Below are 25,154 nucleotides of genomic sequence, written 5' to 3'. Positions count from 1 at the left end.
TACGACTAAGACCGCCCGCCTGCTGACCAGAATACTCAGCCAACGTTCTTAGCGCCTATGGGAAACGGACCGGCTTTCATCAGCTTTTGCGCTCAATCAAGGGCAGATGAACTATCTTCCACGGGGAACTGCGTGATAGTAACCCAGTAATTGCTCTTTTGAGACCAAACCAAGAAGTTGTCTTTTTCTTCATTGTACAGGAGAGCGTCGCCCTCTTCAAAGTAATTACTAGTAAAGTCTGTATCCGGCATTACCCATTTATCATCTTGTTTATAATTTTCAAACTTTGTTGAAAGCGTTCCGACAAAGCTGTAACCATCCAGCAATGAATAGTCAAGCTCGGCGATCGAGCCATCATACCGGGTGCTGATAACCATATCCGCATATAGCTTTTTATAGTATATTGCTGTCATTGGTTCGTCGCCGTCTTCAAATTCTGGTTCTGATATATATGAACTGATATCATCGGTTACAGCTTGACCGGAAAGGCTTTCATTATTTGATTTTAAGCCGGCTGATCCGGTGTTTTCCTGCGCTTCTTGGGCATTACTGCACGATACAAGCAATAATGAAGTCATTGTCGCAAGCATTATCGTTTTTACTGTTTTCATAATCATCCGCCTTTCTGATTGTTCTTTAACGCAGTTATCAACAGCAAAACCATATAATATATTTATGCGGTATTCCCTTAGTAAATCGTTCTATACCAATCAGTATATGAACCATAATAAAATTTTGACGGATCAGACATTGCCGCATAAGAAACGTATTGATAGACTCTTTTCGACAAAATTATACCATAGTTTGCTATAAAATGTCAACCTTTTTTGCGTTATCAAAATATTTTTTGTATACATATACAATATTTGTATTTATAATTTATACACTTTACCTAATTACCCCAATATTTCCGATCAAGACTGCGGTACTGAACCGCCTGTGCTATATGCGTTTTTTCAATCATCTGAGAAGCCTCCATATCAGCACAGGTTCTCGCTACCTTTAAAATACGGTCATATGCTCTCGCCGAAAGACCCAGCCTTTCAAATACGTTTTTCAGCGTTTCCTCAGCGCTGCCGGTCATGGGACAAACCTCCCTGATAAGCTCGCTGGTTATGCGCGCGTTGCAGGTTATTCCCGTATTCTTAAAACGCGCGTTCTGAATATCTCTGGCTCTTTGAACCCTTTCCCTTATTTTCTCCGACGGCTCCTCCTTATGAGGCGAGGACAGCTCGGAAAATTCCACCGGAGCCACCTCAGCGTGAATATCGAATCGATCCAGCAGCGGTCCCGATACCCTTGAAAGATACGAAGCCACCTGCCTCGGCGAGCAGACGCATTTTCTCGACGGATGTCCGTAATATCCGCAGGGGCAGGGATTCATTGCCGCTATAAGCATAAACGAACAGGGATATGTAACGCTTCCGGAAACCCTTGAGATCGTCACCTGTCTGTCCTCCAGCGGCTGACGCAGTATTTCCAGCGCAGGTCGTGAAAACTCGGCAAGCTCGTCCAGAAAGAGCACTCCGTTATGGGCAAGGGATATTTCTCCCGGTCTTGGGACAGAACCTCCCCCGGAAAGTCCGGCGGCTGAAACCGTGTGATGAGGAGAACGGAAAGGACGTCGGCAGACAAGAGGGTTGTCCTTATCCAGAAGTCCGGCTACGGAATGTATGTTAGTGGTTTCTATCGACTCATTGAACGTCATGCCGGGAAGTATGGACGGCACACGCTTCGCCAGCATCGATTTTCCCGAACCCGGAGGACCTATCATAAGCACATTGTGACCTCCGGCCGCCGCGATTTCCAATGCCTTTTTAGCGCTTTGCTGTCCTTTTACGTCGGCAAAATCAAGCCCTCCGACCTCTGTGCCTGCGGACGGAACCGCTTTGGCAGGAAGCATTACCGCTTTACCCGAAAAATGCAGCACAAGCTGAGCTACGCTCTCAACACCGTAAACCTTTATGCCCTCTATTACCGCCGCTTCCCTCGCATTTTCAAAAGGAACATATATCTCTTCAAAGCCCGACTGTCTTGCAAGTATCGTCATAGGCAGCACACCGCGTATTCCTCTTATTTCACCGCTGAGGGAAACCTCCCCTATAAAAACGGCGCCGCGGGTCTGCTCCTCCCGGCAGAAGCCGAGAACCGAAAGCAGAGCCGCCGCGATACCAAGATCGTGAACCGAGCCGGATTTCTTTCTGTCAGCAGGGGCAAGATTCACCATTACCCTCATGACCGGAAAATTAATATTGCTGCACCTGAGAGCGGAGCGTATCCTCTCCCTGCTCTCCCTTACGGCGGCGTCGGCAAGACCGACGATATCAAAGCTCTGCATACCCTTGCTGGCCTCGATTTCAACTTCCACCGGAAAAGCGTTAAGTCCCATTAATCCCAAGCTGTTTATTTTCGCAAACATTATACCGTATACTCCCTGTTTTTATTTTTCGTATAACCGCTGTTTCTCCGGCAGAAGCTGTATGAAATAATCCAGCACGTCCTTATATACCTCGCCGCGGTTTGTTTCATTAACAAGCTCATGTCTTGCTCCGCTGTATAATTTCAGCCTTACATTACAGCCGTTGGCGAGCATTTTATCGTACACCCTTTCAACGCCTTTTCCGTATCCCCCCACAGGATCTGCATCTCCGGCTATAAGCAGTACGGGAAGCTCCTTCCTGAACGACTTATACCACCTGTCGCCGCTTACATACCAAAGCGCCTTCATAAGATTTTCAAATCCGTTGAGAGTAAAAATAAAAGTACAGCGGCTGTCCCGGCTGTATTTGTCCACAATATCAGCATCTCTTGATATCCAGTCATATGGAGTCGTGTTGTCCGGGATCTTTCTGTTATAGGCGCCGAACGCGATGTTGTCAACCAAACTGCTTCTGTATTTGTCGCCGTAAAGCTTTTTCAGACCCTCTATAAACGCCAGCATTCCCTCAATCCCTTTGACGCCTCCGCTAGTGCCGCAGAACACCGCGCCGTCAAGCTCATAACCGTATTTTATGCAGTAAGCCCTTGCCATAAAGCTTCCCATACTGTGACCGAACATAAAATAGGGAACGTCAGGATAGTTTTTCTTAATTATCTTCGTGAGCGTGTGCAGATCCGCCACAACGTTTTGCCAGCCGTTTTCCGCGCTGAAATACCCCAGCTCGTCCTCGGAATTAACGCTGCCGCCATGCCCGAGATGATCGTTTCCGCAGACTAAAAAGCCGTGAGCGGCAAGATATTCCGCAAAGTCGTAATAGCGCATTACATATTCGCACATTCCGTGAGAGATCTGTATAACTCCCCTGACCTTTCCTTCCGGGAACCAGACATGATAGCTGACGGAATGGATACCGTCTCTGCTTTTATAGGATGATTTTATTTTTGTGCAGTTCATAATTATATTTACCTCCGTATACGACTTAAACCGTCGTTTTACATTATTATACCACGTCGCGTTATAAATTACAAGTGCTGACAGCCCTGTCCTTTTCTTAAACGCAGTATCTGATGCAGAATATAGGTATTTTTTATCAGCACATATGACGTCAGGTCATATTTTCTTCAAAAGGAAAAATAAAGCTGCGCTACAAAATAATAAAACGTAAACTTTTTATTATTGCTATTGCGAAATGAAAAAAATGTGATATAATATTTATGGTTATTTTATTTTGATTCAGATGTTTAATTATTTATGAGGTGATTTTATGACAGAAATGGAGCTTTACAGGCTTTGGTGTGAAAATGCCGTTGACGACCCCGATCTTCAGACCGAGCTTAATTCTATAGCGGACGATGAGGAAGCTATAAAAGACCGTTTTTACCGCGACCTTGAATTCGGAACCGGCGGCCTCAGAGGAGTAATCGGCGCAGGTTCCTACAGACTCAATATCTATACAATAAGACGCGCGACCCAGGGGCTTGCGGATTATGTAAACGGAGCCTTTGAAAACGGCTCTGTCGCCATTGCTTATGACAGCCGCATCAAATCCGATAAATTCGCAAAGGAAGCCGCCGCGGTTCTGGCTGCCAACGGTATCAAGGTTTATATCTACCCCGAGCTTATGCCGACGCCTATGCTTTCCTGGGCGGTAAGATACCTGAAATGTCAGGCGGGAATTGTTGTAACCGCTTCGCACAACCCTGCCAAATACAACGGCTATAAGGTCTACGGCGAGGACGGCTGTCAGATCACGCTGGACGTTGCCAACACCGTTATCGGAAAAATCAACGACGTTCCGATGTTCGGCGGCGCAAAGGTAATGTCCTTCAGCGACGGCGTACAGTCGGGAATGATCAAACTTATAGAACAGGAAGTTATCGACGCTTATCTTGAAAAAGTAAGCGAGCAGGGTATTCATACTGATCTTGTTGCAGACAGCGGACTGAAGGTTGTCTATACTCCCCTTAACGGAACCGGAAACAAGCCGGTAAGGGCTATTCTCAAAAAAATCGGAATCAGCGAGGTTACCGTCGTTCCCGAGCAGGAAAATCCCGACGGAAATTTCCCTACCTGTCCTTTCCCGAACCCGGAGATCAAGGAAGCTCTCGCAAAAGGACTTGAACTGTGCGAAACCGTTAAGCCGGATCTTCTCCTTGCGACCGATCCGGACTGCGACAGAGTCGGAATCGCCGTTCCCGATCCGAACGGAAATTACGTTTTGTTCAGCGGAAACGAAGTCGGCGCGATGCTGCTCAAATATATCTGTCAGGAAAGGACCGCGCTCGGAACAATGCCTGAAAATCCGGTTGCCGTAAAGACTATAGTTACTACGGATATATGCAAAAAGATCGCGGCTGAATACGGCGTAGAGCTGAGAGAGGTTCTTACGGGCTTCAAATTTATCGGCGAGCAGATTGGCTTCCTTGAGGAAAAGGGAGAAGAAAACAGATATATTTTCGGTTTTGAGGAAAGCTACGGCTATCTCGCGGGCTCGTATGTCAGGGATAAGGACGCCGTCGTAGCTTCAATGCTTATATGCGAAATGGCGGCATTCTACAGAACCAAAGGCGTTTCTCTGCTTCAGGCAAGAGAGGAAATGTATAAAAAATACGGCAACTACGTTCATACACAGAAGTCCTTTACCTGCGAGGGCGCAAGCGGAATGGAAAGAATGAAGGAGATAATGACAGGTCTGAGAAATGAAACTCCGAAAGCTATCGGAGGACTGAAGGCGGAGTTTTTCGCGGACTATCTCGCTTCCGAAGAAACAGATCTCAGAACCGGCGAAAAAACCGCTCTTACTCTTCCGAAGTCCGACGTGCTGGCGTTCAAGCTTGAACAGGGCGCAAGCGTTATCATAAGACCTTCCGGCACTGAGCCTAAGATCAAGGCGTATTATACCACGATCGGCGAAAGCAGAGAGGACGCGGCAAAGCTTGAAGAAACGATATCCGAGGACTTTAAGCGCATTCTCGGTTTTTGATCCGCATAGAGTATCAGGCTTAGAATCATTATATAAAACAGAATAAGTTTAATCTTGGGGACGGTTTCAGCCGTCCTCTTTTTTACTTATAACAGAGATAACGGCGGTACTATACCTATATCCGCTGATATTTTCCGGACGTTTATGACTTTTATGAAACAATATAAATATATTAAACCAAAGCTAAAATGGCTGTTTATACTGTCTGACTAAAATCTATAAATAATTTTGTATAAATTACACTAAAATTAATCGGTTTCATTAAAATGTATTGCATTTCTAAAATAAATGATGTATAATTATTTTAATCTTAAAAACAAAGGAGAGTCAGCAATGAATAATTTCTTTAAAAGAATTTTGGTATCCGCCATGGCAGCCGCTACCGCGGTTTCCGGTATGTCGCTTGCAGCGTCTGCCGAGCCGGACGGAAGCTTTACCGATTTGTCTGCGGCTGAAATTACCGAAGCAATGGGCGCCGGCTGGAACGTAGGAAACCAGCTTGAGGCTTCAAACGCCGGTACGCCCAGCGAAACCGCGTGGCAGAACACCACGATCACCAAGGAGCTTATCGACACTGTAAAGGCGCAGGGCTTCAATTCTGTAAGAATTCCTGTTTCCTATCTTTCAAAGATCGGAGAGGGACCTGATTACACGATCGACGAGGCATGGCTGAACAGAGTACAGGAAGTTGTCGATTATGTTGTGGATAACGATATGTACGCGATCATCAATATCCACGGCGACGGCTATTATACTGTAGACGGCGGCTGGCTGCTTGCCGGTTCCGAAGATCAGGAAGGAATAAACGACAAGTTCAGCAAGGTCTGGACTCAGATCGCCGAAAATTTCAAGGATTATGACGAGCACCTTATATTTGAATCCATGAACGAGGTATTTGACGGCGATTACGACGATCCCACACCCGAGCAGTATGCTGATATAAACGCTTACAATCAGACGTTTGTAGACGCAGTACGCGCTACCGGCGGCAACAACGCCAAGAGATGGCTGCTTATTCCCGGCTGGAATACAAACATCAACTACACTGTCGGAGATTACGGCTTTGAAATTCCTTCGGACGACGGCTGCACAGCCGACGGAAACAGACTTATGATTTCCGTTCACTATTATGATCCTTACGATTTCTGTCTTAATGAAAAGAACCTGGTAAAAACTCAGTGGGGCGAAGAAGCTGACGCTCAGCGCCGCGGCGGTGTGGAGTCCACAGTCAAGGATGATTTCACAAAGCTTTACGACGCTTTCGTAAGCAAGGGCTATCCGGTTGTTATCGGAGAGTTAGGCTGCATTGACAAAACAGAGAACGACCCTCTAAACAACGAATCCAGAGCGCGTTGGCTTTCCTGCGTAGTTTCAACCGCCAGAGAGCTTGGCTGCGTACCGGTATACTGGGATAACGGCTGGAACGGAAATAACGGCTTCGGTCTGATAAACAGAGCTACCTATGATATCACTCAGCCTGACTTGATCGCTGCAATTGCAGAGGCTGCTAAGTCTGAATATATCCCTCCTGTTGACGATCCTGCCAGCAGCGAGCCTTCGGACGAATCCACAGCTGAACCTTCGTCAGACTCTTCATCCGATACCGAGTCAGCCGAGTCATCTTCAGCAGATTCTAACGCTGAATCAGACGCTGTAACAAGCGCTACTACCAGCAGCAAGACATCATCCGCTGCTTCTGCCGGCAATACTGATAAATCCCCTGCAACAGGAGCTTCAGGCGCCGTAGCTATGAGCGCAGCCTTGATACTTATCGCCGGAGCAGGACTTGCAGCGGCTAAGTCAAAAAAGAAATAAGCAATAAAAAGCATAAAAGCGTCTGATTAAGTTCAGGCGCTTTTTTATGTCTGTAAAAATCGCAAAAAAAGGTTGAAGATTTCAAATAATTATGATATAATGAAATAAGTATAATTTTTAAAGGACGTGAAAAGCCATGCAGGACGTAATACTATGCTCTGTTGAAAACGAAATTGACAGATATGCTCAGCTTCTTAAAAGCGAGTACAATATTATCCGCGTTCCTGCCGGCAACACGTTCGGTGACGAATACAAAAGTGCAAAATTTATTCTTTCATCTTATAAAGCCATTCTTTACAGAATCGACAACAGAATCACCTCTACTCTTAATCTGCCTGTTATCGTCATAGTCAGCGAAAACGATATGTACGATTACGACGACCCTATAGGGAAGCTGCTTTTCTACGGAATAACCGAACCTATTGCCGAGCCTGTTTCAGACAGGATCTTTATGCTCAGAATACATAATACGCTTAAAAGATATGCCGGCGTTGAAAAAGTAAGACTGAATTACTCCTATAAAATGTACAAAATGGAACGGTTCATTTCGCGCATGGAATACTGGCTGTCCTCCTGTAAAAACGAAAGCTTTGAAATACTGTGCATTGACATAGAGAGGATAAAAATCTTAAACGAAATATACGGGGCCGCCAAAATAGACGATCTTATCTGCTTTATTGAACAGAAAATAATAAATATGACGGAAACAAAGCAGGCAATTACCGGACGCTTTGACGCCGATCTGCTTATATTCATCAACTCAAAGGAATCCGAGTTTATTTTCAGCTTGCAGCACCTGCTTGACATCTGGATCAAAGAGTATAAATTCCCGGATAAAATAAGCTTTAATATCGGAGCGTACATAGTCGAAAACCCGTCTATGCCGGCAATGAAAATAATCGACAGGGCAAAGATCGCAGCCAATTCGATAAAAACAGACTCCTCTTCTAAAATAGCGTTTTACGGAAAGAACATTTACAGCCGTATACTTGAGGAACAGATATATATCAGCGAAATTGAACGCGCTTTTGAAAACAAGGAATTTGTGCTTTATACACAGCCTCAGGTTGACATGACCAGCGAAAAGATCGTCGGCGCGGAAGTTCTGATAAGGTGGGATCATCCCAAGAAAGGACTGCTTAGCCCGGCAGATTTTATTCCGGCAATGGAGCGGACGGGGTATATCCGCCGGATCGACCTTTATATACTGGAGGAAACCTGCCGATATATAAGGGAGCTGCTTGACAGAGGACTCAATCCTCCGCCTTTTTCGGTAAATTTCTCAGGACTGAGCTTTTATTATGAAAACCTGTACGAAAAAATATGCGGTATTACAGAAAAATATGATATTCCAAAAAAGCTTATACAAATTGAAATTACGGAAAGCACCTACACAGACGGTATACAGAATCTCCGCGCAACGTTTACCAAGCTGAAAGACAGCGGCTATACGATAATCATGGATGATTTCGGCAGCGGTTATTCCTCGCTTAACTCACTTAAAAGCTATAATATAGATATTATTAAGCTTGATATGAACTTCCTGAAAAACTGGAGCGCTCCCGACAGCAAAAACAAAAGCCGTATTATTTTGCAGGCCGTTCTTCAGATGATGGACAAGCTGAAACTGGCGGTCATTGCAGAGGGCGTTGAAGCAAAAAACCAGATCTCATTTCTGACCAACGCCAGCTGCCGGTATGCACAGGGCTTTTATTACTATAAGCCTATGCCTGCGCAGCAGTTCGCTGAAAAGATAGCAAATGGCGCCGTTGAAATAGATACAAACGGCATTTACCGCAACAGCGGCAATATTGACGGCAAGGAGATTATTAAAGAAACAAATTTTGCCGCCGCGTCTATGGAAATCCAAGACGGAAGCCTTATTATAAGCCGCTGCAATTACGCGTTTACCAAGCTCACTAAAATCGACCCTCACAAGCACAGCGCCGGAAGGCCTGAGCTTCTCAGCTATATAGCCGAAAGCTCCAAGGATTCATTGCTGAACGCGTGCAAAGCGGTCATGGAGCAAAAATCAGGTGTTGAAAATGTTTCCGTTACTCTGCTTGAAAACGGAAAGCCTTTCAGGACTATACGGTTTTATATATTTTTACTGGAAACCGGCGGCAGCAGCAATACGCTCGTATGCATAGCCGACCCGTATACCGCGGAAACAGAGCTTTCTTTGCTCTCGGTTTCCCGTATTCTCGGACATACTATCGACGTCATAACCGAAATAACGCTTCCCTCTTTTACTTACCGTCAGCTTGCCTTAAGAAAGAAGGAATATTACGGCGTAAATAAATCGGGAAATTACGAGTCCGCTTATACGCGAATGATACAAAACGAAATTGAGCCGGAGGATATACCCAAGCTGAACGCTGTATTCAGTATTGATAACCTTAAAAAATTTAACGAAAACCCTGCTCTCGGAGATACAGTTTCTGTAAAATACCGTCTTAAAAACACTCCTGAGGTAACGTGGATGGAAAGCAGCGCCATATTTATACGGGACTCCGTACCTCAGAAAATAATCGTTCTTGCAAAGAATGTGACGTCTGAGGTAGAATATAAAAAGGTCAGCGAGCTTGCGGCGCACGACTATCTCACCAACGCCATGAACAGAAGCGCGATGCCGAAAATTGAAAACTCGCTCCGGGCTGAAAAGTATTCAAATTCGGAGCACGCTGTCTGCATGATCGACGTTGACAACTTCAAAAACATCAACGACTCTTACGGTCACTATGAGGGGGATAAATGGCTAAAGGAAATAAGCCGTATAATTTCCGCTCAATGCTCCGAAAAAGATTCTATCGTGCGGTTCGGCGGCGACGAGTTTCTGGTATACCTTGCCGATATCCCGTCGGAAAAATACGCCGCAGAATGGGCGGACTCGGTTTTGAAAAAAATAAAATCAATAAACGACAGCGGCGCGGAAATCTCCGTAAGCATAGGGATAGCTTTCTCTCTGCCTCCTCACGACCGCTTTGACGAAGCATACCGCAACGCCGACAAGGCTCTTTATAAAGTGAAGAAAAAGCGCCGGAAAGGCAGCGCATACGTTTACAGGGAAAAATAAAAGCCTCATAGCTGTAATTACAGCGCAGCGGGCGGTCACAGCCGACCCCTACGGAATGTAGGGACGTTTGTGACCGCCCGCTTATTATTAGTTTTACCTGCATACAGCAACAATTTTTGATATTATTTTTTAAGTCCCCAGATATCGCGGGCGTAATCCTCGACCGAACGGTCAGCCGAGAAAATACCGGCGTTTGCAATGTTGACAAGGGACATTTTCTGCCACTTCATTCTGTCGTTATAACACTCTGAAGCGTATTTCTGAGCCTGCTGATAGGAATCAAAGTCCGCAAGAGCCATATAGGTATCGGCATTCTTGAGCGAGCCGGCGATCTCTCCGAACTGCTCGCCGTTGATCCCGCTCTGAAGCCTGTCTACAGCTTCCCTTACCACGGCGTTTGAGTTGTAGATATCCATTGGATTATATCCGGGCTTTCTGGCGTTTACCTCGTCTACGGTCATACCGAATATAATAATGTTGTCGTCCCCTACCTGCTCATGAATCTCAACGTTGGCTCCGTCCATTGTTCCAAGCGTCACCGCTCCGTTTATCATAAGCTTCATATTGCCTGTACCGGAAGCCTCCGTTCCTGCCAGCGAGATCTGCTCGGAAATATCGGCGGCAGGCATAAGGATCTCTGAAAGAGTTACGCAGTAATCCTCAAGAAAGATCACGTTAAGCTTCTCATTCAGCTTTTTGTCCTTTTTAAGCTCCTGGGAAATATTCCAGATAAGCTTGATGATCTGCTTTGCCATATAATATCCCGGAGCAGCCTTTGCCGCAAATATATAGGTCTTCGGAGTATAGTCGGCGTCAGGATTAGCCTTGAGATAGTTGTATTCGGCAATTATATTCAGCGCGTTAAGCTGCTGACGCTTGTATTCGTGCAGACGCTTTACCTGTACATCGAAGATCGAGCTTGTATTGAGCACGACTCCGTACTCATTTTTAACGTATTTGGCAAATCTGTTTTTATTATCAAGCTTAATGGAGGCAAGGCGCTCGAGGATCTCCTTGTCGTCCTTATAGCTGTTAAGCTTCGCAAGCTGTGAAGCGTCCTTGAGAAAACCGCTTCCTATCTTCTCTTTCAGCAGCGAGGTAAGCCCCTCGTTGGACTGATAAAGCCATCTTCTGTAGGCTATACCGTTAGTGACGTTGGTAAACTTTTCAGGAGTATACTCATATTCGTCCTTAAAGGTTTCCTTTTTGATTATCTCCGAATGTATCTTTGCAACGCCGTTTACATGGTGGCAGGCATGAACGCAGAGAGTAGCCATCTTGACCTTGTTGTTCTCAACGATAGACATTCTCGATACCTTCGCCTCGTCGCCGTATTTTTCCCAAAGCTGACGGCAGTATCTCTCGTTGATCTCTATAATAATGGCAAAAATTCTCGGCGTTACGCTCTTAAGCAGGTTGCAGTCCCACTTTTCCAGAGCCTCAGGCATTACGGTGTGGTTAGTATAGGCAAAGGTATTCTGAACGATATGCCATGCCTTATCCCACGAATATCCGCAGTCGTCAAGCAGAACTCTCATAAGCTCCGGTATCGCAAGAGTCGGATGCGTATCGTTTATATGGATAGCGACCTTTTCATGGAGATTGTCAAGAGTGCCGTAAACACCCATATGCTGATTGACAATATCGCCTATGGAGGCGGCGCACAGGAAATACTGCTGTCTTAAACGCAGAGATTTTCCCTCGGCATGATTGTCGTTTGGATAAAGCACCTTGGTTATTGCCTGCGACATAATATTAAGACCCAGCGCCTTTGAATAATCGCCCTTATTGAACATTGTCATATCAAAGGACGGAACCTCAGCCTTCCAGAGTCTGAGCTTTGAAACAGCCTCGCTTCCGTAGCCGGAAACAAACAGATCGTAGGGAACCGCCATGACCGAAGTGTAATTCTCATGGGTCACGCAATGATACTGATTATCCCAGTATTCCTTTAAATCTCCGTCAAAGCGCACCTCGACAGCCTTGCTCGGAACAGGAACGAGCCATGCCGAACCGCCCGGCAGCCAGTTATCAGGCAGCTCAGTCTGCCAGCCCTCGTCAAGCTTCTGTTTAAAAATTCCGTACTCATAGCAGATAGAATATCCAGTAGCGTGATAGCCGTCTGCGGCAAGAGCGTCAAGGTAGCAGGCGGCAAGCCGTCCCAGTCCTCCGTTTCCAAGACCCGCGTCAGGCTCGCACTCATATATACCGTTAATCGAGATGCCGAAATCCTTCAGCATCTGAGTCGTTTCGTTTATCATTTCAAGGTTGTAAAGGCTCGTTTTCAAGGAACGCCCCATAAGAAATTCCATCGAAAGATAATAAACCTTTTTCTTTCCCGCGGAATGGGTCTTAACTGTAAAATGGCGGCGCTTTGCCTTGAGAATACCCACCACGATCTTGGTCAGCGCTTCGTAAACCTGCTGATCGGAAGCGTCGTCCGGAGTAGTCTGGAAATCATTGTGCAGAATGTCGACAAACTGCTTTTTAAGCTCATCCTTTGTGATAGTTTTGCTTCCCGCCGTATTGGATTTTGCCATATTATTTTACCTCCAAAAAAAGTATACGCCTATGCATTGCGTTCAGACAATGCAAAAGCTGTGAATCACATTAATTATACAATAATTATTGCAGGTTTTCATCAACCCGCTGTGAATACATAAAATTATTATACCTAAACGTTTTCAATGCTTTTATTATGTTTATATATACTATTATATGGTGTTTTTGTACAAATGTCAAGTAGAAAAATTGTGTAGTATGCATAATTCGTAAAATTACACATCGTACAATTAATCAAGCAAAACTTTTTTAACAATTATCACAACACATAACCCTTATTCAAATATGAGCTGTTGATCACGCTGCGCGTCAGACTGCCGGAAGCTTACGTTTATTCCCGCTTTTTCTGCCTGACTGTGCTGAAGCTTTCTCGGGATATTATAAAGCCGGTTATCCTTGATAAATTTTGCTCCCGTCTGCTTGAAATAAAAGGACACGCCCGCTTCGACGCACTGGCTTCTGATAGACAATATCCATTCATAACGGCAGGGCCTTGCATAATACCCTGATTCCCCGCCGGCTATAACCTCTGATATACCGGAGCCGAGATAGGCGGAAAGGTCTATTTCCTCAAGCAGAGGCTCGCATATCACCGACTTCTTTTTTATCGGCGCCGCAAGAAAAATCGGAAGCCTGAAATCCGCCCTGTCCTGATTTTCACAGGTACAGCAGATATGCACGTTATCGTAGCCTTCTCCCCAGTCGTCAGGAATACACTCATAAAAACGGTGTATTCTTTTGGTTATAAAAAGAAAGTCAAGATCGCCGCGCTGCCTTATCATTCTCCAGCATTCATCTCTCCAGCCGTCGGCGTCCTCCAGGAAAAAATCGCTGGAAAAGCAAAGATAAACTATCCCGTCTCCCTCGCGGTTCAGCTTATACTCTCCCCTGCGGTTCTTCTCGACCGGAAGATAAAAGGTCTTGTTCTTTACGACCCGCGAGCTGTCCCTTTCATATCTTGCGTCCTGACGGTAGACGTAGCAGTTCTGACAGCCGGTGCTTATTTTATGACAGCCGTGCCATGGATTCCAGGTAACGTTCATGTTATTTCGCCTCACTGCCTGAATTATAAGTCTATTATAACACAGCTTTCTTGATACGTCAAGAACAAATATTCGCGCAGCTGCGCGTTCAGCAGACATACCCGCGCCTGAGAAAGGCTTATAATATGAACAGCCATTTTTATAACCGCATACAATGACAAGGGGGTGATTTATTTTGGCACAACTGACGTCTGAAACAGAAAGACAGCTTATACACGCCTTTGCCAAAGGCTCGCTTATTTCTAATATCGAAGCGTCAACGGGGCTTTCAAAAGAATTTCTTGAAGAGTTTTCACGGACTCACGCCGACGAAATATGCAGAAAGCGCGGCGAAATAAAAGAGGACTTCAATACCGGACGCGAAGAAGGAAGATTTTATGGAATCGACGTGTCCTCCTGGCAGGGAGTAATAGAGTGGAACAGGGTGAAAAGCAGCCGGAACAGACATTTTGCAATGCTGAGAGCAGCTTACGGCCTGGAACGGGACGACAGGTTTGAGGAAAATTACCGTGAAGCGGTAAAAGCCGGCATACCAGTCGGAGCATATCTTTACTCGCTGGCTCTTAACGAACAAGAGGCGGCAGCCGAAGCAGACTTCATGCTGGAGCTTATAAGAGGGAAAGATCTGAGGTATCCCGTAGCGCTGGATATAGAGGAACGCTCTCAGGCTCGTCTGGGCAAAGAACGTGTTTCGGCAATTGCCGAGGCTTTTTGCTCGCGTATCCAGTCCGCAGGGTATTACGCTATGATCTATTCCTATGAAAGCTTTCTTACAAGCCTGCTGGACGAAAGCGTACTGAGAAAATATGATATCTGGGCAGCGGATATTGGAGCAACGCCTTCCATAAGCTATGGAATCCATCAGTACTCGTTCCGAGGACAGGTCGAGGGAATAAAAGGCGGCTGCGATCTTGACGTTTCACTGAAAAATTATCCGGAAATCATTTCTCAAATGAAATCGACAGACTCCGTTAAGCTGTGACAGCAGGATTATCAAAGCCTTGGTCTTGCGTATGTTTTCTCTCAGTAAACTGAGAAAGCATACGCTTTACTTATCTGCCGTCAGCGTAATTAAACAAACCTTCACACATATTGAAATAATACCGCTAACGTGATATAATTAAGAAAACGCCTAAAAAGGCAACAGTTTTTTTGCCGCAGGCGCAAATATTATGACCATATTCATCGTGAAACGGAGACAGGAATATGAAGCTGAAAGAAAAAATACTGAAAATACTTGAGGACAACAGAGGCAGGCCTGTTTCAGGCTCACAAACCGCAAAGCAGCTGAAGGTTTCAAGAAACGCGGTCTGGAAAGCCGTAGAAGAGCTGAGAAGCAGCGGAATAGGCATAGAAGCGGCAAGAAACAGCGGCTATTTTATTCCCGAAAACGAAAACAGCCTGACCGTTCAGGGAGTTGAAGCGATCTTAGGCAAGTCCGATTACTCTATTCACGTTGAGGACAGCGTTACTTCCACCAACACGATTTTAAAGAAGCTTGCGCAGCAGGGCTGCAGGGAAGGCTACGTTCTTATCGCCCGACAGCAGACCGCCGGAAAGGGCAGGCTCGGCAGAAGCTTTTATTCCCCTCCCGACAGCGGATTGTACCTTTCGGTAGTGCTTCGCCCGCAGATGAATATTCAGGACGCGCTTTTTATAACCACCTCTGCGGCGGTAGCCGTTTCCCGCGCGATAGAAACCTGCTGTAATCACGAACGAAAAGCGCGGATAAAATGGGTAAACGACATTTATCTTGACGGCAGAAAGGTCTGCGGAATCCTTACCGAAGCGGCGCTGGATTTTGAAAGCGGCGGCCTTGAATACGCCGTACTGGGAATAGGCGTTAATATCACGCCTCCCGATGGAGATTTTCCGCCGGAGCTTTCGGATGTTGCCGCCTCCGTTTTCAGCAGCGGCAAAACGGGGAATCTCAGGAATCGTCTTGCCGCCGAAATACTGCGGGAGCTCTCCGCTCTCCCCGACGGCTTTTTATCTGACGAGATACTTGACGAATACCGCCGCCGTTCAATGCTTACGGGGAAAGACGTATTCGCGCTGTTCAAGGATGAAACCAAGCCGTGTCATGTGCTGGGAATAGACGACAGGGCGAGGCTTCTGGTAAGGTTTAAAGACGGGACCGAACAGGCTCTCTCCTCAGGAGAAGTCAGCATAAAGCCGCTTCCTCCGCAGAAGCCTTAAGCCTGCTTAAACATAGCCTATAACCGATGAAATAAGAATAACTACAAGAAATACAGGACAGACGAAGGATATCATTATTCTGTAAAGCTTTTTCGACCTGAAATTTTCCGTGCGCTCCACCTCGTCCTCTATCGTCTTGGGCTTTATGACAAACGCCACGAAAATACAGGTAAGCAAAGCGGTTATCGGCATCATTATATTGTTGCTGATAAAATCAAAGAAATCAAGAATTGAACGCCCGAGAAGCTTGACGTCAGACCAGATTCCGTATCCGAGAGAGGACGGAACCGCCACCTCCGCGGATATCAGCATTACGCAGACGCAGATCACCCAGCGTTTCACCTTGAGCTTATCGCTGAATATCGACACTATAGTTTCCATAAGCGATATCGACGACGTAAGCGCCGCCAGCAGGACAAGAACGAAGAATACCGCGGCTACGAGCTTTCCGCCGTACATGGTGTCAAAAACCTTAGGCAGAGTAACAAACATAAGTCCAGCACCCTGATTAAGAGCGTCCTTGTCGCCGCCGGAAAAAGCGTACACAGCCGGAATTATCATCATTCCCGAAAAGAAAGCTACGGCAGTGTCAAATATTTCTATCTGACGCACCGAGCCTTCAAGATTATCCTCTCTCCGCATATATGATCCGTAGGTAATCATTATTCCCATAGCCAGGGACATTGAATAGAAAAGCTGACCCATAGCCGCCACTACGGTTTTTATCGAAAAATCTGAAAAATTAGGCTTTATATAGTATATGAAGCCCTCCCACGCGCCGTCGATGGTAAGACTGTATACCGCTATGCCTATGGAAAGCAGGACAAGCACCGGCATCATGACGGTACTTACCTTTTCAATTCCCTTCTGCACTCCCATCAGCACTACAACAGCGGTAAGAAAAATAAAAATGCAGGTAAAAACTATAGGAGAAACCGGAGAACTGATAAACCCATCAAAATATCCGTCCGCCGCGGCCTCCGCGCCCTGACCGGTAAAATATATCGTCAGGTATTTTATTACCCACCCTCCTATTACGCAGTAATAGGGAAAAATTATTATAGGGACGGCGGAGGCTATATAGCCGATAAAGGAAAATCTCCTGTCAAGCGAAGCAAACGCCTTTACCGCGCTTTTTCCTGTTTTTCTGCCGATAGCGATTTCGGTCACCATAAGCGAAAAGCCAAAGGTGACTGCAAGAACAATATAAACAAGCAGGAATATTCCTCCTCCGTACTTTGCCGCAAGATAAGGGAATCTCCATATGTTCCCCAGACCTACCGCAGAGCCGGCGGCCGCGAATACAAACCCCAGCTTGCTCGTAAAACCGGTTTTCTTGTCGTCCATATTTTCATACTCTCTTTCACTATTATTTTCGTCTTTCGGACAGGCATATAGCTTCAATTTTGCCCGCCAAAGCCGCAGATTGCCTAAAGGATAGCGTCCGGGTCCGACCGAGCTTTTAATGGCGCCGCATAAACAGCTGTAAAAACGCATAAACCTGTAATACGGCCATTCTTACGCAAACAAAACGGCTTTTATATAATCTTGTCATTAATAATAACATATTTTTCTTATGAAAACAACAGTCTGACGCATAAAAAAGTATACAAAAATCACTTCTGATTTTTTACCTCCGCTGTCTGCAATGCTTTACGACAGCTGAAAGCAAAGCTTACGGCTGTATTTGCCGTGTGATATTTATATATATCATACAATAAGCAGTAGTTATAATGCCTCGTCAGAGGCGAAAATATGCCGCTGCTATTAAGCGTTAAAAAACAGATTATGCATATTGCTTTATGACGTTATCCTTTTTTGTTTATAATAACGAAGGTTTTTTTTGAAATAGGGGTTGCGTTTTATGTGAAAATAGTATATAATTATACCATGCAGTTTGAATTTTATTGTGTAATTAGTACATATATCTGCAAATCATATAACATAAGGAGAGAACTGAATTGAAAAACTACGACAGCACGAAAATTAAAAACATCGCCATTGCAGGTCATGCCGGATCGGGAAAAACTTCGCTTGCCGAAGCTTTGCTGTATAAGAGCGGAGCGTCTGACAGACTGGGAAAGGTTGCCGACGGCAATACCGTTTCCGATTTTACCGCAGAAGAAATAAAAAGAAAATGCTCTCTTTATACTTCTCTGTCCTCCTTTGAAAGGGACGGATTTAAAATTAATCTGCTCGACACCCCCGGACTTTTTGACTTTGCAGGAGAAATGCTGGAGGGAATCTATGCCGGCGGCTCGGTAATGATCACCGTTTCCGGAAAATCAGGAGTCAAAGTAGGAACTCACAAGGCTTACGACGCCGCGAAAAAATACGGAAAACCCACCATGTTCGTCGTAACCAAGCTTGACGACGACAACGCGAACTTCAATAACGTGCTTACTCAGCTCAAGGCGGAATTCGGTCCTACCGTCTGCCCGGTAGTGGTTCCCGTTATCGCGGACAGAAAGATAGTTTCATATGTAAACCTCATTGAAATGAAAGCCTATAAATACGACGACAAGGGCAACGCCGTAGAAACCGATATGCCTACGGCAGAGGTTTCGGAAAAGATGGAGTACCGTATCGACGGACTTATAGAAGCCGTTTCCGAGGCGGTAGCCGAAACGGACGAGGAGCTGTTTGAAAAATTCTTCTCCGGCGAGCCATTCACTCAGAAGGAGCTTATCGACGGAATACATAAGGGAATGAACGAAGGAATAATCACTCCGGTAACCTGCGTTTCCTCCTCCGATCTGTCGGGAGTGGATATGCTGCTGAAGGAAATATCCCTGCTGCTGCCGCATCAGGCTGAAAACGCTTCCGTCACGGCTGAAGACGCCGACGGCAAGCCAGTCGAGATCGCCTGCTCCGAAAGCGATCCGATGTCGGCGTTCGTATTCAAAACCGTATCCGACCCGTTCGTAGGAAAAATGTCATTTTTAAAGGTTTTCTCAGGAACCTTATCGCCCAACAAGGAAGTGCTGAACTCAACTTCCGGAAATACCGAAAAGGTCGGAAAGCTTGTCACTCTTATGGGCAAAAAGCAAACCGAAGCCGCTCAGGTAGTGTGCGGAGATATAGCCGCCGCTATGAAAATGAGCGTAAATACTAACGATACCATCTGCGACCCGTCAAGGTCGGTCAGATTCGCCGCCATAGAGTTCCCCAAGCCCTGCTACAGGATGGCGGTAAAGGCTAAAGGACAGGGCGACGAAAGCAAGATTTCAAACGCCGTTTCCAAGCTGCTTGAGGAGGATCTCACAATTTCCTATAAACAGGACCCCAACACAAATGAAATGATTTTAAGCACTCTCGGCGGACTTCATCTTGATTCGGTCGTTGAAAAGCTGAAAAATGAATTCGGCGTTGACCTGGACGTTACCGTTCCTAAGGTCGCCTATAGAGAAACCATACGCAAGAAGATCAAGGTTCAGGGCAGACATAAAAAGCAGTCGGGCGGACACGGTCAGTTCGGCGACGTATGGATCGAATTTGAGCCCTGCGTAAGCGACGAGCTTATTTTTGAGGAAAAAGTATTCGGCGGAGCGGTTCCGAGAAACTTTTTCCCCGCCGTCGAAAAGGGACTTCAGGAAAGCGTCAAGAAAGGCGTTCTTGCAGGATTCCCTATGGTTGGTCTGAAAGCTATCCTTGTGGACGGTTCCTATCATCCGGTGGATTCTTCCGAAATGGCGTTCAAAACCGCGGCTTCCATCGCATATAAGGACGGAATACCTCAGGCTGAGCCTACCCTGCTTGAACCTATAGGCTCTCTCAGCGTGCTTGTTCCCGACGAAAACACAGGCGATATAATGGGCGATCTCAACAAGCGCAGAGGACGTGTTTTAGGCATGAACCCTTCTGAAACCAAGGGACTTACCGAGGTTATTGCAGAGGTGCCCGAATCGGAAATGCAGGATTTCGCACTTACGCTCAGACAGATGACCCAGGGCAGAGGCGAATTTACCCTAGAGCACGTAAGATATGAGCAGCTTCCCCCGAACCTTGTCGCGGAGGTAATAGCCAAGAACAGAATAGACTAAGCTATAACAACAGCGGACAGCCGTCCTTTTTCACAAAGGTCAGCTGTCCGTTTTTTTGGCAAAAGACATTATTATATGCATAATTATGTGAATACTGTCCGTATCACCGGAAACAGACTTCGGCGTTTTAATTCGGAGCAAAGCCCGATGTAAGCGTGGCTTTTCATCGGCTGCGACGAAGCAGCCTGCGCCAACGCCGCCTAAGAGAGGCGAACGCCTTCTAAAGAAGGCGGGGGTCATCGGCGCTAGGTTATAAAAGAGGAGAGAATATCCTCAGCACGGCTGAAACCATTCTGCTCCAAAGAGAACGCTCCGCACAGTCATGAACGGTGATTTCAACACAGTTTTTTTCCAGGATATTGAGAAAGTCCGCCTTTACCTCCATGACCGCCGGCACCTTATACATATATGTAGCGCACTCGAAATGAAGATAAAGGCTTCTGTAATCAAGATTTATCGTGCCGACTACCGCGGTTTTATCGTCGGAAACAAAATTCTTGGCATGAATAAAGCCGTTATATTCGTATATCTTTACTCCCAGCGCAATAAGCTCCTTGTAATAGGATTTGGCAATTGATCTTACATACCACTTATCGGGTATTCCCGGAGTGATAAGCCTTACGTCAACTCCGCTTTTAGCCGCATAGCCAAGCGCCGTAACTATCTCGTTGTCGGGGATAAGGTAGGGAGTCGTAATATAGATATAATCGCGGGCGTTGTTTATAATATCAAGATAAACAAGCTCTCCTACGTTTTCGGTATCCAGCGGCGAGTCGCCGTAGGGAAGAACATAACCGGGAGCGCTTTTCGGCATTTCGTCGGTATTTTCAGGAAGAAACTGATCGTAATCCGAAGCCAGCCCTTCTCCGTCAACGATTTCCCACATCTGCAGAAACATCATAGTGAAATTCCAGACTCCGTCGCCCTTTATCATAACCGCGGTATCCTTCCAGTGACCGAAACGCTCCTTGCGGTTTATATATTCGTCGGCGAGATTAACGCCTCCGTTGAAAGCGGTATGACCGTCAATAACGCAGATCTTCCGATGATCCCGGTTATTCTGGATAGACGAAAGCATTGGTCTGAACGGATTGAAAACATGACATCTAATGCCTTCAGCCTCAAGCTTTTTGTCATATCTGAAAGGCAGAAGATGCTGAGAGCCCATTCCGTCATAAAGCAGCCTTACCTCTACTCCCTGCTTTGCCTTTTCGACGAGTATCTGATGTATCTCATCCCACATTTCGCCCTGGTCGATTATAAAATACTCAAGAAAAATAAAATGCTCCGCTTTTTTCAGCTCTCTTACCATAGCGGCGAATTTTTCCTCGCCTACCCTGAAATATTCCACCGTGGTATTCTTGTAAATAGGATATCCGCCGTATTTATCAACATACCTTGCAAGGCGGTAAACGTTTTTGTCCTCGATATCCAGCTCGGTAAGGACGTCCTGATCCTGTCTGAGATAGGGCTTTGTACTTGCGCATTTTTTTATATGAGCGTTTCTTACTCTCCTGGTGCTGTATTGATTTGTCAGTATAAAGTAAGCGATCGTAGCAAATACGGGTATGGCAAGCAGCGGTATTATCCAAGCCAGCTTATATGCCGGATTCTGAGGCTTGTTAAGAATATACACAGCCAGAGCGAGTCCAAGAACAGTGAACGTATAATAAATCGCGCTTGAATGTTCGCTGAGCTGAAAAAATGTAAACAGCAGAAAAAGAACCTGCGCAAGCAGAAGCAGAATTATAGTCGTTCGCTGTGAAAAAACAACATTCGCAAGCTTTTTCCAAAATTTCGTCATCTGATTTCCTTTCCCGAAATTATTTTTACTTTCCTTTTATGAATCTTTAAAGTTTATTATAACACGGCGTTATTATTTTTTCAAGTACAAATAATTAATCCCGGCTGGTTTAAAGCGAAACTAATATACATCACGCAATTTCAAGAAAAAATACACGTTCGGCGCAGCTATAACTTTTCAAAAACAGCCTTTCTCTCCTTAAAGTAGGTCAGATACCTGAACCCAGCGGCTTTGGCAATCTCCGCCCCTGCGGCGGTTCCCGCAGCCAGATCGCTTACCCTGTGCGCGTCTGAGCCGACGGTCAGTATCTCCCCGCCCATTTCACGGTATGTCCTTACATATTCAAGGGTCGGAAAAGTTCTTCCGTACTTCTGTCTTAAACCAGAAGTATTTATCTCTATACCCTTACCTTTTTGTATAAGAACGCGGAAGATTTCTCTTATTATTTCCTCATATCTGTCCAGATCAAGCGCTGTTCCGTAATCTCCCTCTATATATCTCAGAGGGTACGTCAGGTGACCTAGAACGTCAAATTTTCCCCATCTGCACATATCCAGCATTTCCCCGAAATATGCGTCAAGCAAGGAATATATCCCGCTAAGCTCCATTTCGTCATACTTGAGCAAATAAAAATCGTCCTGTCCCTTATTCTGATGATGAGAGCCTATTACAAAGTCAAGCCTCGGGTCGGATACCAGCTTTTCCGCGTTTTCCAGACTTTGAAGCGGCTGACCAAGCTCGATCCCGCAGAGAAAATTAAGTCTGTCCTTATAAAGCTCCTTCAGCCTGCTCTGCGCGGCAATGCTTTCCAACGCATACTGTCCTGCGCCGTACATTTCAATGTCCTTTAAATCCAAAGAGCCGGAACAGCCGTCAGCCGGATACCAGTAATTACAGTCGCAGTGATCGGTTACGGCATATGCCGACAGACCAAGCTCCGCCGCTCTTTCAAGCATAAGCTCCGGCGGAGCCTCGCCGTCGGGTGAAAAAGAACTATGAGTATGCAGATCTATAAGCCTTGAATAATCCATATATAATCCTTTCCTAGCTGTTGCAGCATAAGTTTTTCCATCAAAAACGGCAGGACTCAGCCTGCCGCATAAAATCAGTTTTTGAGAGAATGAAGCGGCGCGGGGATCTGTCCGCCTCTGTTGATAAACTTAGACGGCGATTCCTTTTTCAGCGGCATAACCGGTCCGCAGCCGAAAAGTCCGCCCCAGTCAAGCTCATCGCCGACCTCCCTGCCGATAGCGGGAATAACCCTTACGGCGGTGGTCTTGCTGTTTACCATGCCGATAGCCGCCTCATCGGCAATAATTGCCGCAAGCGTATCAGGCTCGGTATCTCCGGGAACAACGATCATATCAAGACCTACGGAGCATACCGCGGTCATAGCTTCAAGCTTCTCTATAGACAACGCGCCGCATTTTGCAGCGTCTATCATTCCGGCGTCCTCCGACACAGGAATAAACGCGCCTGAAAGTCCGCCAATTCTGGAGCAGGCCATAACTCCGCCCTTTTTGACTGCGTCGTTAAGCAGGGCAAGAGCGGCTGTAGTGCCGTGAGTTCCGCATTTTTCAAGCCCTATTTCCTCCAGTATATGAGCTACCGAATCTCCGACCGCGGGAGTAGGCGCAAGCGACAGATCTACTATTCCGAAAGGCACTCCCAGTCTTTCAGAGGCGGTAACCCCCACAAGCTGTCCGACCCTTGTTATTTTGTATGATATCTTCTTGATAACGTCTGCAATCTGGGTAATGTCGGCGTCGGGATACTTTTTAAGCGCAGCCCTAACAACGCCGGGTCCTGAAACTCCGACATTTATCATGCAGTCAGGCTCTCCTACGCCATGGAATGCTCCCGCCATAAAAGGATTGTCTTCAACGGCGTTGCAGAACACCACCAGCTTAGCCGCTCCGAAGCAGGCGCTGTCCACAGTTTTTTCCGCGCACTCCTTGATTATCCTTCCCATCATTTTGCAGGCGTCAAGATTGATTCCGGTTTTGGTAGAGCCGACGTTGACTGAGGAGCAAACTCTCTCGGTACAGCTCAGAGCCTCTGGTATGGATTTTATAAGTTCAATATCTCCGGCAGAGAAGCCCTTCTGCACCAACGCGGTATAACCTCCTATAAGGTTTACACCCACATCCTTGGCTGCTCTGTCCATCGCCTTCGCGAAGGGAACGGGCGAGCATTTGCAGGCGGCGGAAACTATAGCGATAGGCGTAACGGAAATCCTCTTGTTTATAATAGGTATACCGAATTCCTTTTCAATTTCCTCTCCTACGGAAACAAGCCTTTCAGCCTTCTGAGTAATCTTTTTATAAACCTTTTCACACGCCTTGTCTATATCGCTGTCTATACAGTCAAGAAGCGATATACCCATGGTAATGGTGCGTATATCAAGACACTCGTCCTGAATCATGCGTATTGTTTCAAGCACGTCGTAAGTATTTATCATCGGTCAAACATTCCTCTCAAATCAGATATGGTGCATACAGTTGAAAATGTCCTCGTGCATTGTATGAATTTTCAGACCCATAGAATCTCCCAGAGCGGTCAGATCGTCCGCCATACGAGCGAAGTCTGTGCTGAGCTTTGAAATATCCACCAGCATGATCATTGCAAAAAGATCCTGAAGCACCGACTGAGTAACCTCGATCACATTCGCGTTATGCTCGGCGCACTTTGTGCTTACCTTTGCAAGTATGCCTACCGCGTCCTTGCCTATAACCGTAACTACTGCTCTCATTATATAAACCAGCCTTTCATTAGTAATCAGATACACTTTAAAACAATAAGCCTTCCCCGCTTTCAGCGTGCAAAATATTCTCCGCCGCCTTAAAGACAGAAAACACCGTGTCTTAAGTTATAATTATAGCATATTTTTATCATTTTGCCAACAGAAAAATATAAACAATTAATTAACGTATGAATTTACCCGAAATTAACATGGAACATACAATACTCTGCCGCTTTTCAGTCCGCTGTCATAAAGCTGTCACATTGAGCCTTTATTATATAAACAACAGGTTAGAGGGACGCCTGAGCCGCGAGGGTTAAGCGATTTGTGAGATTCTCAGGCAATGGGTATCACATCTGAAAAATCTGATGATCGTTATGTAAAGACATACCTGAAGTCCCGTCCACATATTATTTTTTCTCCATCATATATTAATATAAAGTGAG

General features: G+C 45.9%; 16 protein-coding genes. 6 read left to right on the top strand and 10 right to left on the bottom strand.

Annotated elements, in window-relative coordinates; all coding sequences use genetic code 11:
* Positions 1-92 precede the first annotated feature (92 nt).
* The 3 genes from EIH25_RS00340 to EIH25_RS00330 form a co-directional block, all read right to left on the bottom strand.
* The gene (locus EIH25_RS00340; protein WP_124097956.1) at positions 93-611 is read right to left on the bottom strand and encodes a hypothetical protein; all 519 of its coding nucleotides are present in this window, start codon (positions 609-611) and stop codon (positions 93-95) included.
* 281 nt (positions 612-892) lie between these two features.
* Positions 893-2,419, bottom strand: a complete 1,527-nt coding sequence (locus tag EIH25_RS00335; RefSeq protein WP_124097955.1) for a YifB family Mg chelatase-like AAA ATPase — start codon at positions 2,417-2,419, stop codon at positions 893-895.
* Positions 2,420-2,440: 21 nt separating this feature from the next.
* Positions 2,441-3,394, bottom strand: a complete 954-nt coding sequence (locus EIH25_RS00330; RefSeq protein WP_124097954.1) for an alpha/beta fold hydrolase — start codon at positions 3,392-3,394, stop codon at positions 2,441-2,443.
* Between the two features lie 310 nt (positions 3,395-3,704).
* On the opposite strand from EIH25_RS00330, the gene EIH25_RS00325 reads away from it, so the two are divergent.
* From EIH25_RS00325 to EIH25_RS00315, 3 genes are all read left to right on the top strand, one after another.
* A complete protein-coding gene (locus tag EIH25_RS00325) occupies positions 3,705-5,423 on the top strand; it encodes a phospho-sugar mutase (protein ID WP_124097953.1) in 1,719 nt (572 codons plus the stop codon).
* A gap of 333 nt (positions 5,424-5,756) precedes the next feature.
* Positions 5,757-7,238: a glycoside hydrolase family 5 protein gene (locus EIH25_RS00320; RefSeq protein ID WP_124097952.1), complete on the top strand. Its 1,482-nt coding sequence runs from the start codon at positions 5,757-5,759 to the stop codon at positions 7,236-7,238.
* A gap of 136 nt (positions 7,239-7,374) precedes the next feature.
* Positions 7,375-10,314: a GGDEF domain-containing protein gene (locus EIH25_RS00315; RefSeq protein ID WP_124097951.1), complete on the top strand. Its 2,940-nt coding sequence runs from the start codon at positions 7,375-7,377 to the stop codon at positions 10,312-10,314.
* A 122-nt stretch (positions 10,315-10,436) separates the two neighbouring features.
* Here EIH25_RS00315 and EIH25_RS00310 read toward each other — a convergent pair whose 3' ends face one another.
* Together EIH25_RS00310 and EIH25_RS00305 are read right to left on the bottom strand one after the other, a co-directional pair.
* Complete coding sequence (locus EIH25_RS00310; RefSeq protein WP_124097950.1) at positions 10,437-12,854, bottom strand: glycogen/starch/alpha-glucan phosphorylase; 2,418 nt, start codon at positions 12,852-12,854, stop codon at positions 10,437-10,439.
* Positions 12,855-13,151: 297 nt separating this feature from the next.
* Entirely contained in the window at positions 13,152-13,919 is a 768-nt protein-coding gene (locus EIH25_RS00305) for a DUF5131 family protein (RefSeq protein WP_124097949.1), read from the bottom strand.
* A gap of 175 nt (positions 13,920-14,094) precedes the next feature.
* On the opposite strand from EIH25_RS00305, the gene EIH25_RS00300 reads away from it, so the two are divergent.
* Both EIH25_RS00300 and EIH25_RS00295 read left to right on the top strand, forming a co-directional pair.
* Complete coding sequence (locus tag EIH25_RS00300; protein WP_164489111.1) at positions 14,095-14,901, top strand: glycoside hydrolase family 25 protein; 807 nt, start codon at positions 14,095-14,097, stop codon at positions 14,899-14,901.
* A gap of 224 nt (positions 14,902-15,125) precedes the next feature.
* Entirely contained in the window at positions 15,126-16,118 is a 993-nt protein-coding gene (locus tag EIH25_RS00295) for a biotin--[acetyl-CoA-carboxylase] ligase (protein ID WP_124097947.1), read from the top strand.
* 6 nt (positions 16,119-16,124) lie between these two features.
* Here EIH25_RS00295 and EIH25_RS00290 read toward each other — a convergent pair whose 3' ends face one another.
* Complete coding sequence (locus tag EIH25_RS00290; RefSeq protein WP_347561926.1) at positions 16,125-17,522, bottom strand: sodium-dependent transporter; 1,398 nt, start codon at positions 17,520-17,522, stop codon at positions 16,125-16,127.
* Between the two features lie 557 nt (positions 17,523-18,079).
* On the opposite strand from EIH25_RS00290, the gene EIH25_RS00285 reads away from it, so the two are divergent.
* Positions 18,080-20,161 (top strand): elongation factor G, encoded by a 2,082-nt coding sequence (locus tag EIH25_RS00285; protein ID WP_124097946.1) that lies wholly within the window; start codon positions 18,080-18,082, stop codon positions 20,159-20,161.
* Positions 20,162-20,411: 250 nt separating this feature from the next.
* Here the strand turns inward: EIH25_RS00285 and cls are convergent, their stop codons facing one another.
* From cls to EIH25_RS00265, 4 genes are all read right to left on the bottom strand, one after another.
* Positions 20,412-21,965, bottom strand: a complete 1,554-nt coding sequence (gene cls, locus EIH25_RS00280) for a cardiolipin synthase (RefSeq protein ID WP_124097945.1) — start codon at positions 21,963-21,965, stop codon at positions 20,412-20,414.
* A 167-nt stretch (positions 21,966-22,132) separates the two neighbouring features.
* Positions 22,133-22,996, bottom strand: a complete 864-nt coding sequence (locus EIH25_RS00275) for a histidinol-phosphatase HisJ family protein (RefSeq protein WP_124097944.1) — start codon at positions 22,994-22,996, stop codon at positions 22,133-22,135.
* A gap of 74 nt (positions 22,997-23,070) precedes the next feature.
* A complete protein-coding gene (locus tag EIH25_RS00270; RefSeq protein ID WP_124097943.1) occupies positions 23,071-24,426 on the bottom strand; it encodes a PFL family protein in 1,356 nt (451 codons plus the stop codon).
* Between the two features lie 21 nt (positions 24,427-24,447).
* On the bottom strand, positions 24,448-24,717 hold the full coding sequence (locus EIH25_RS00265) for an ACT domain-containing protein (RefSeq protein ID WP_124097942.1): 270 nt from the start codon (positions 24,715-24,717) through the stop codon (positions 24,448-24,450).
* Between the last annotated feature and the right edge of the window lie 437 nt (positions 24,718-25,154).

Origin of the sequence: Ruminococcus sp. Marseille-P6503, assembly GCF_900604945.1 — a bacterium.
In the GTDB taxonomy this organism is placed as follows: Bacteria; Bacillota; Clostridia; order Oscillospirales; family Ruminococcaceae; genus FB2012.
Note: the sequence above shows the minus strand (reverse complement) of the source record. Positions and strands in the feature narration are given on the sequence as shown.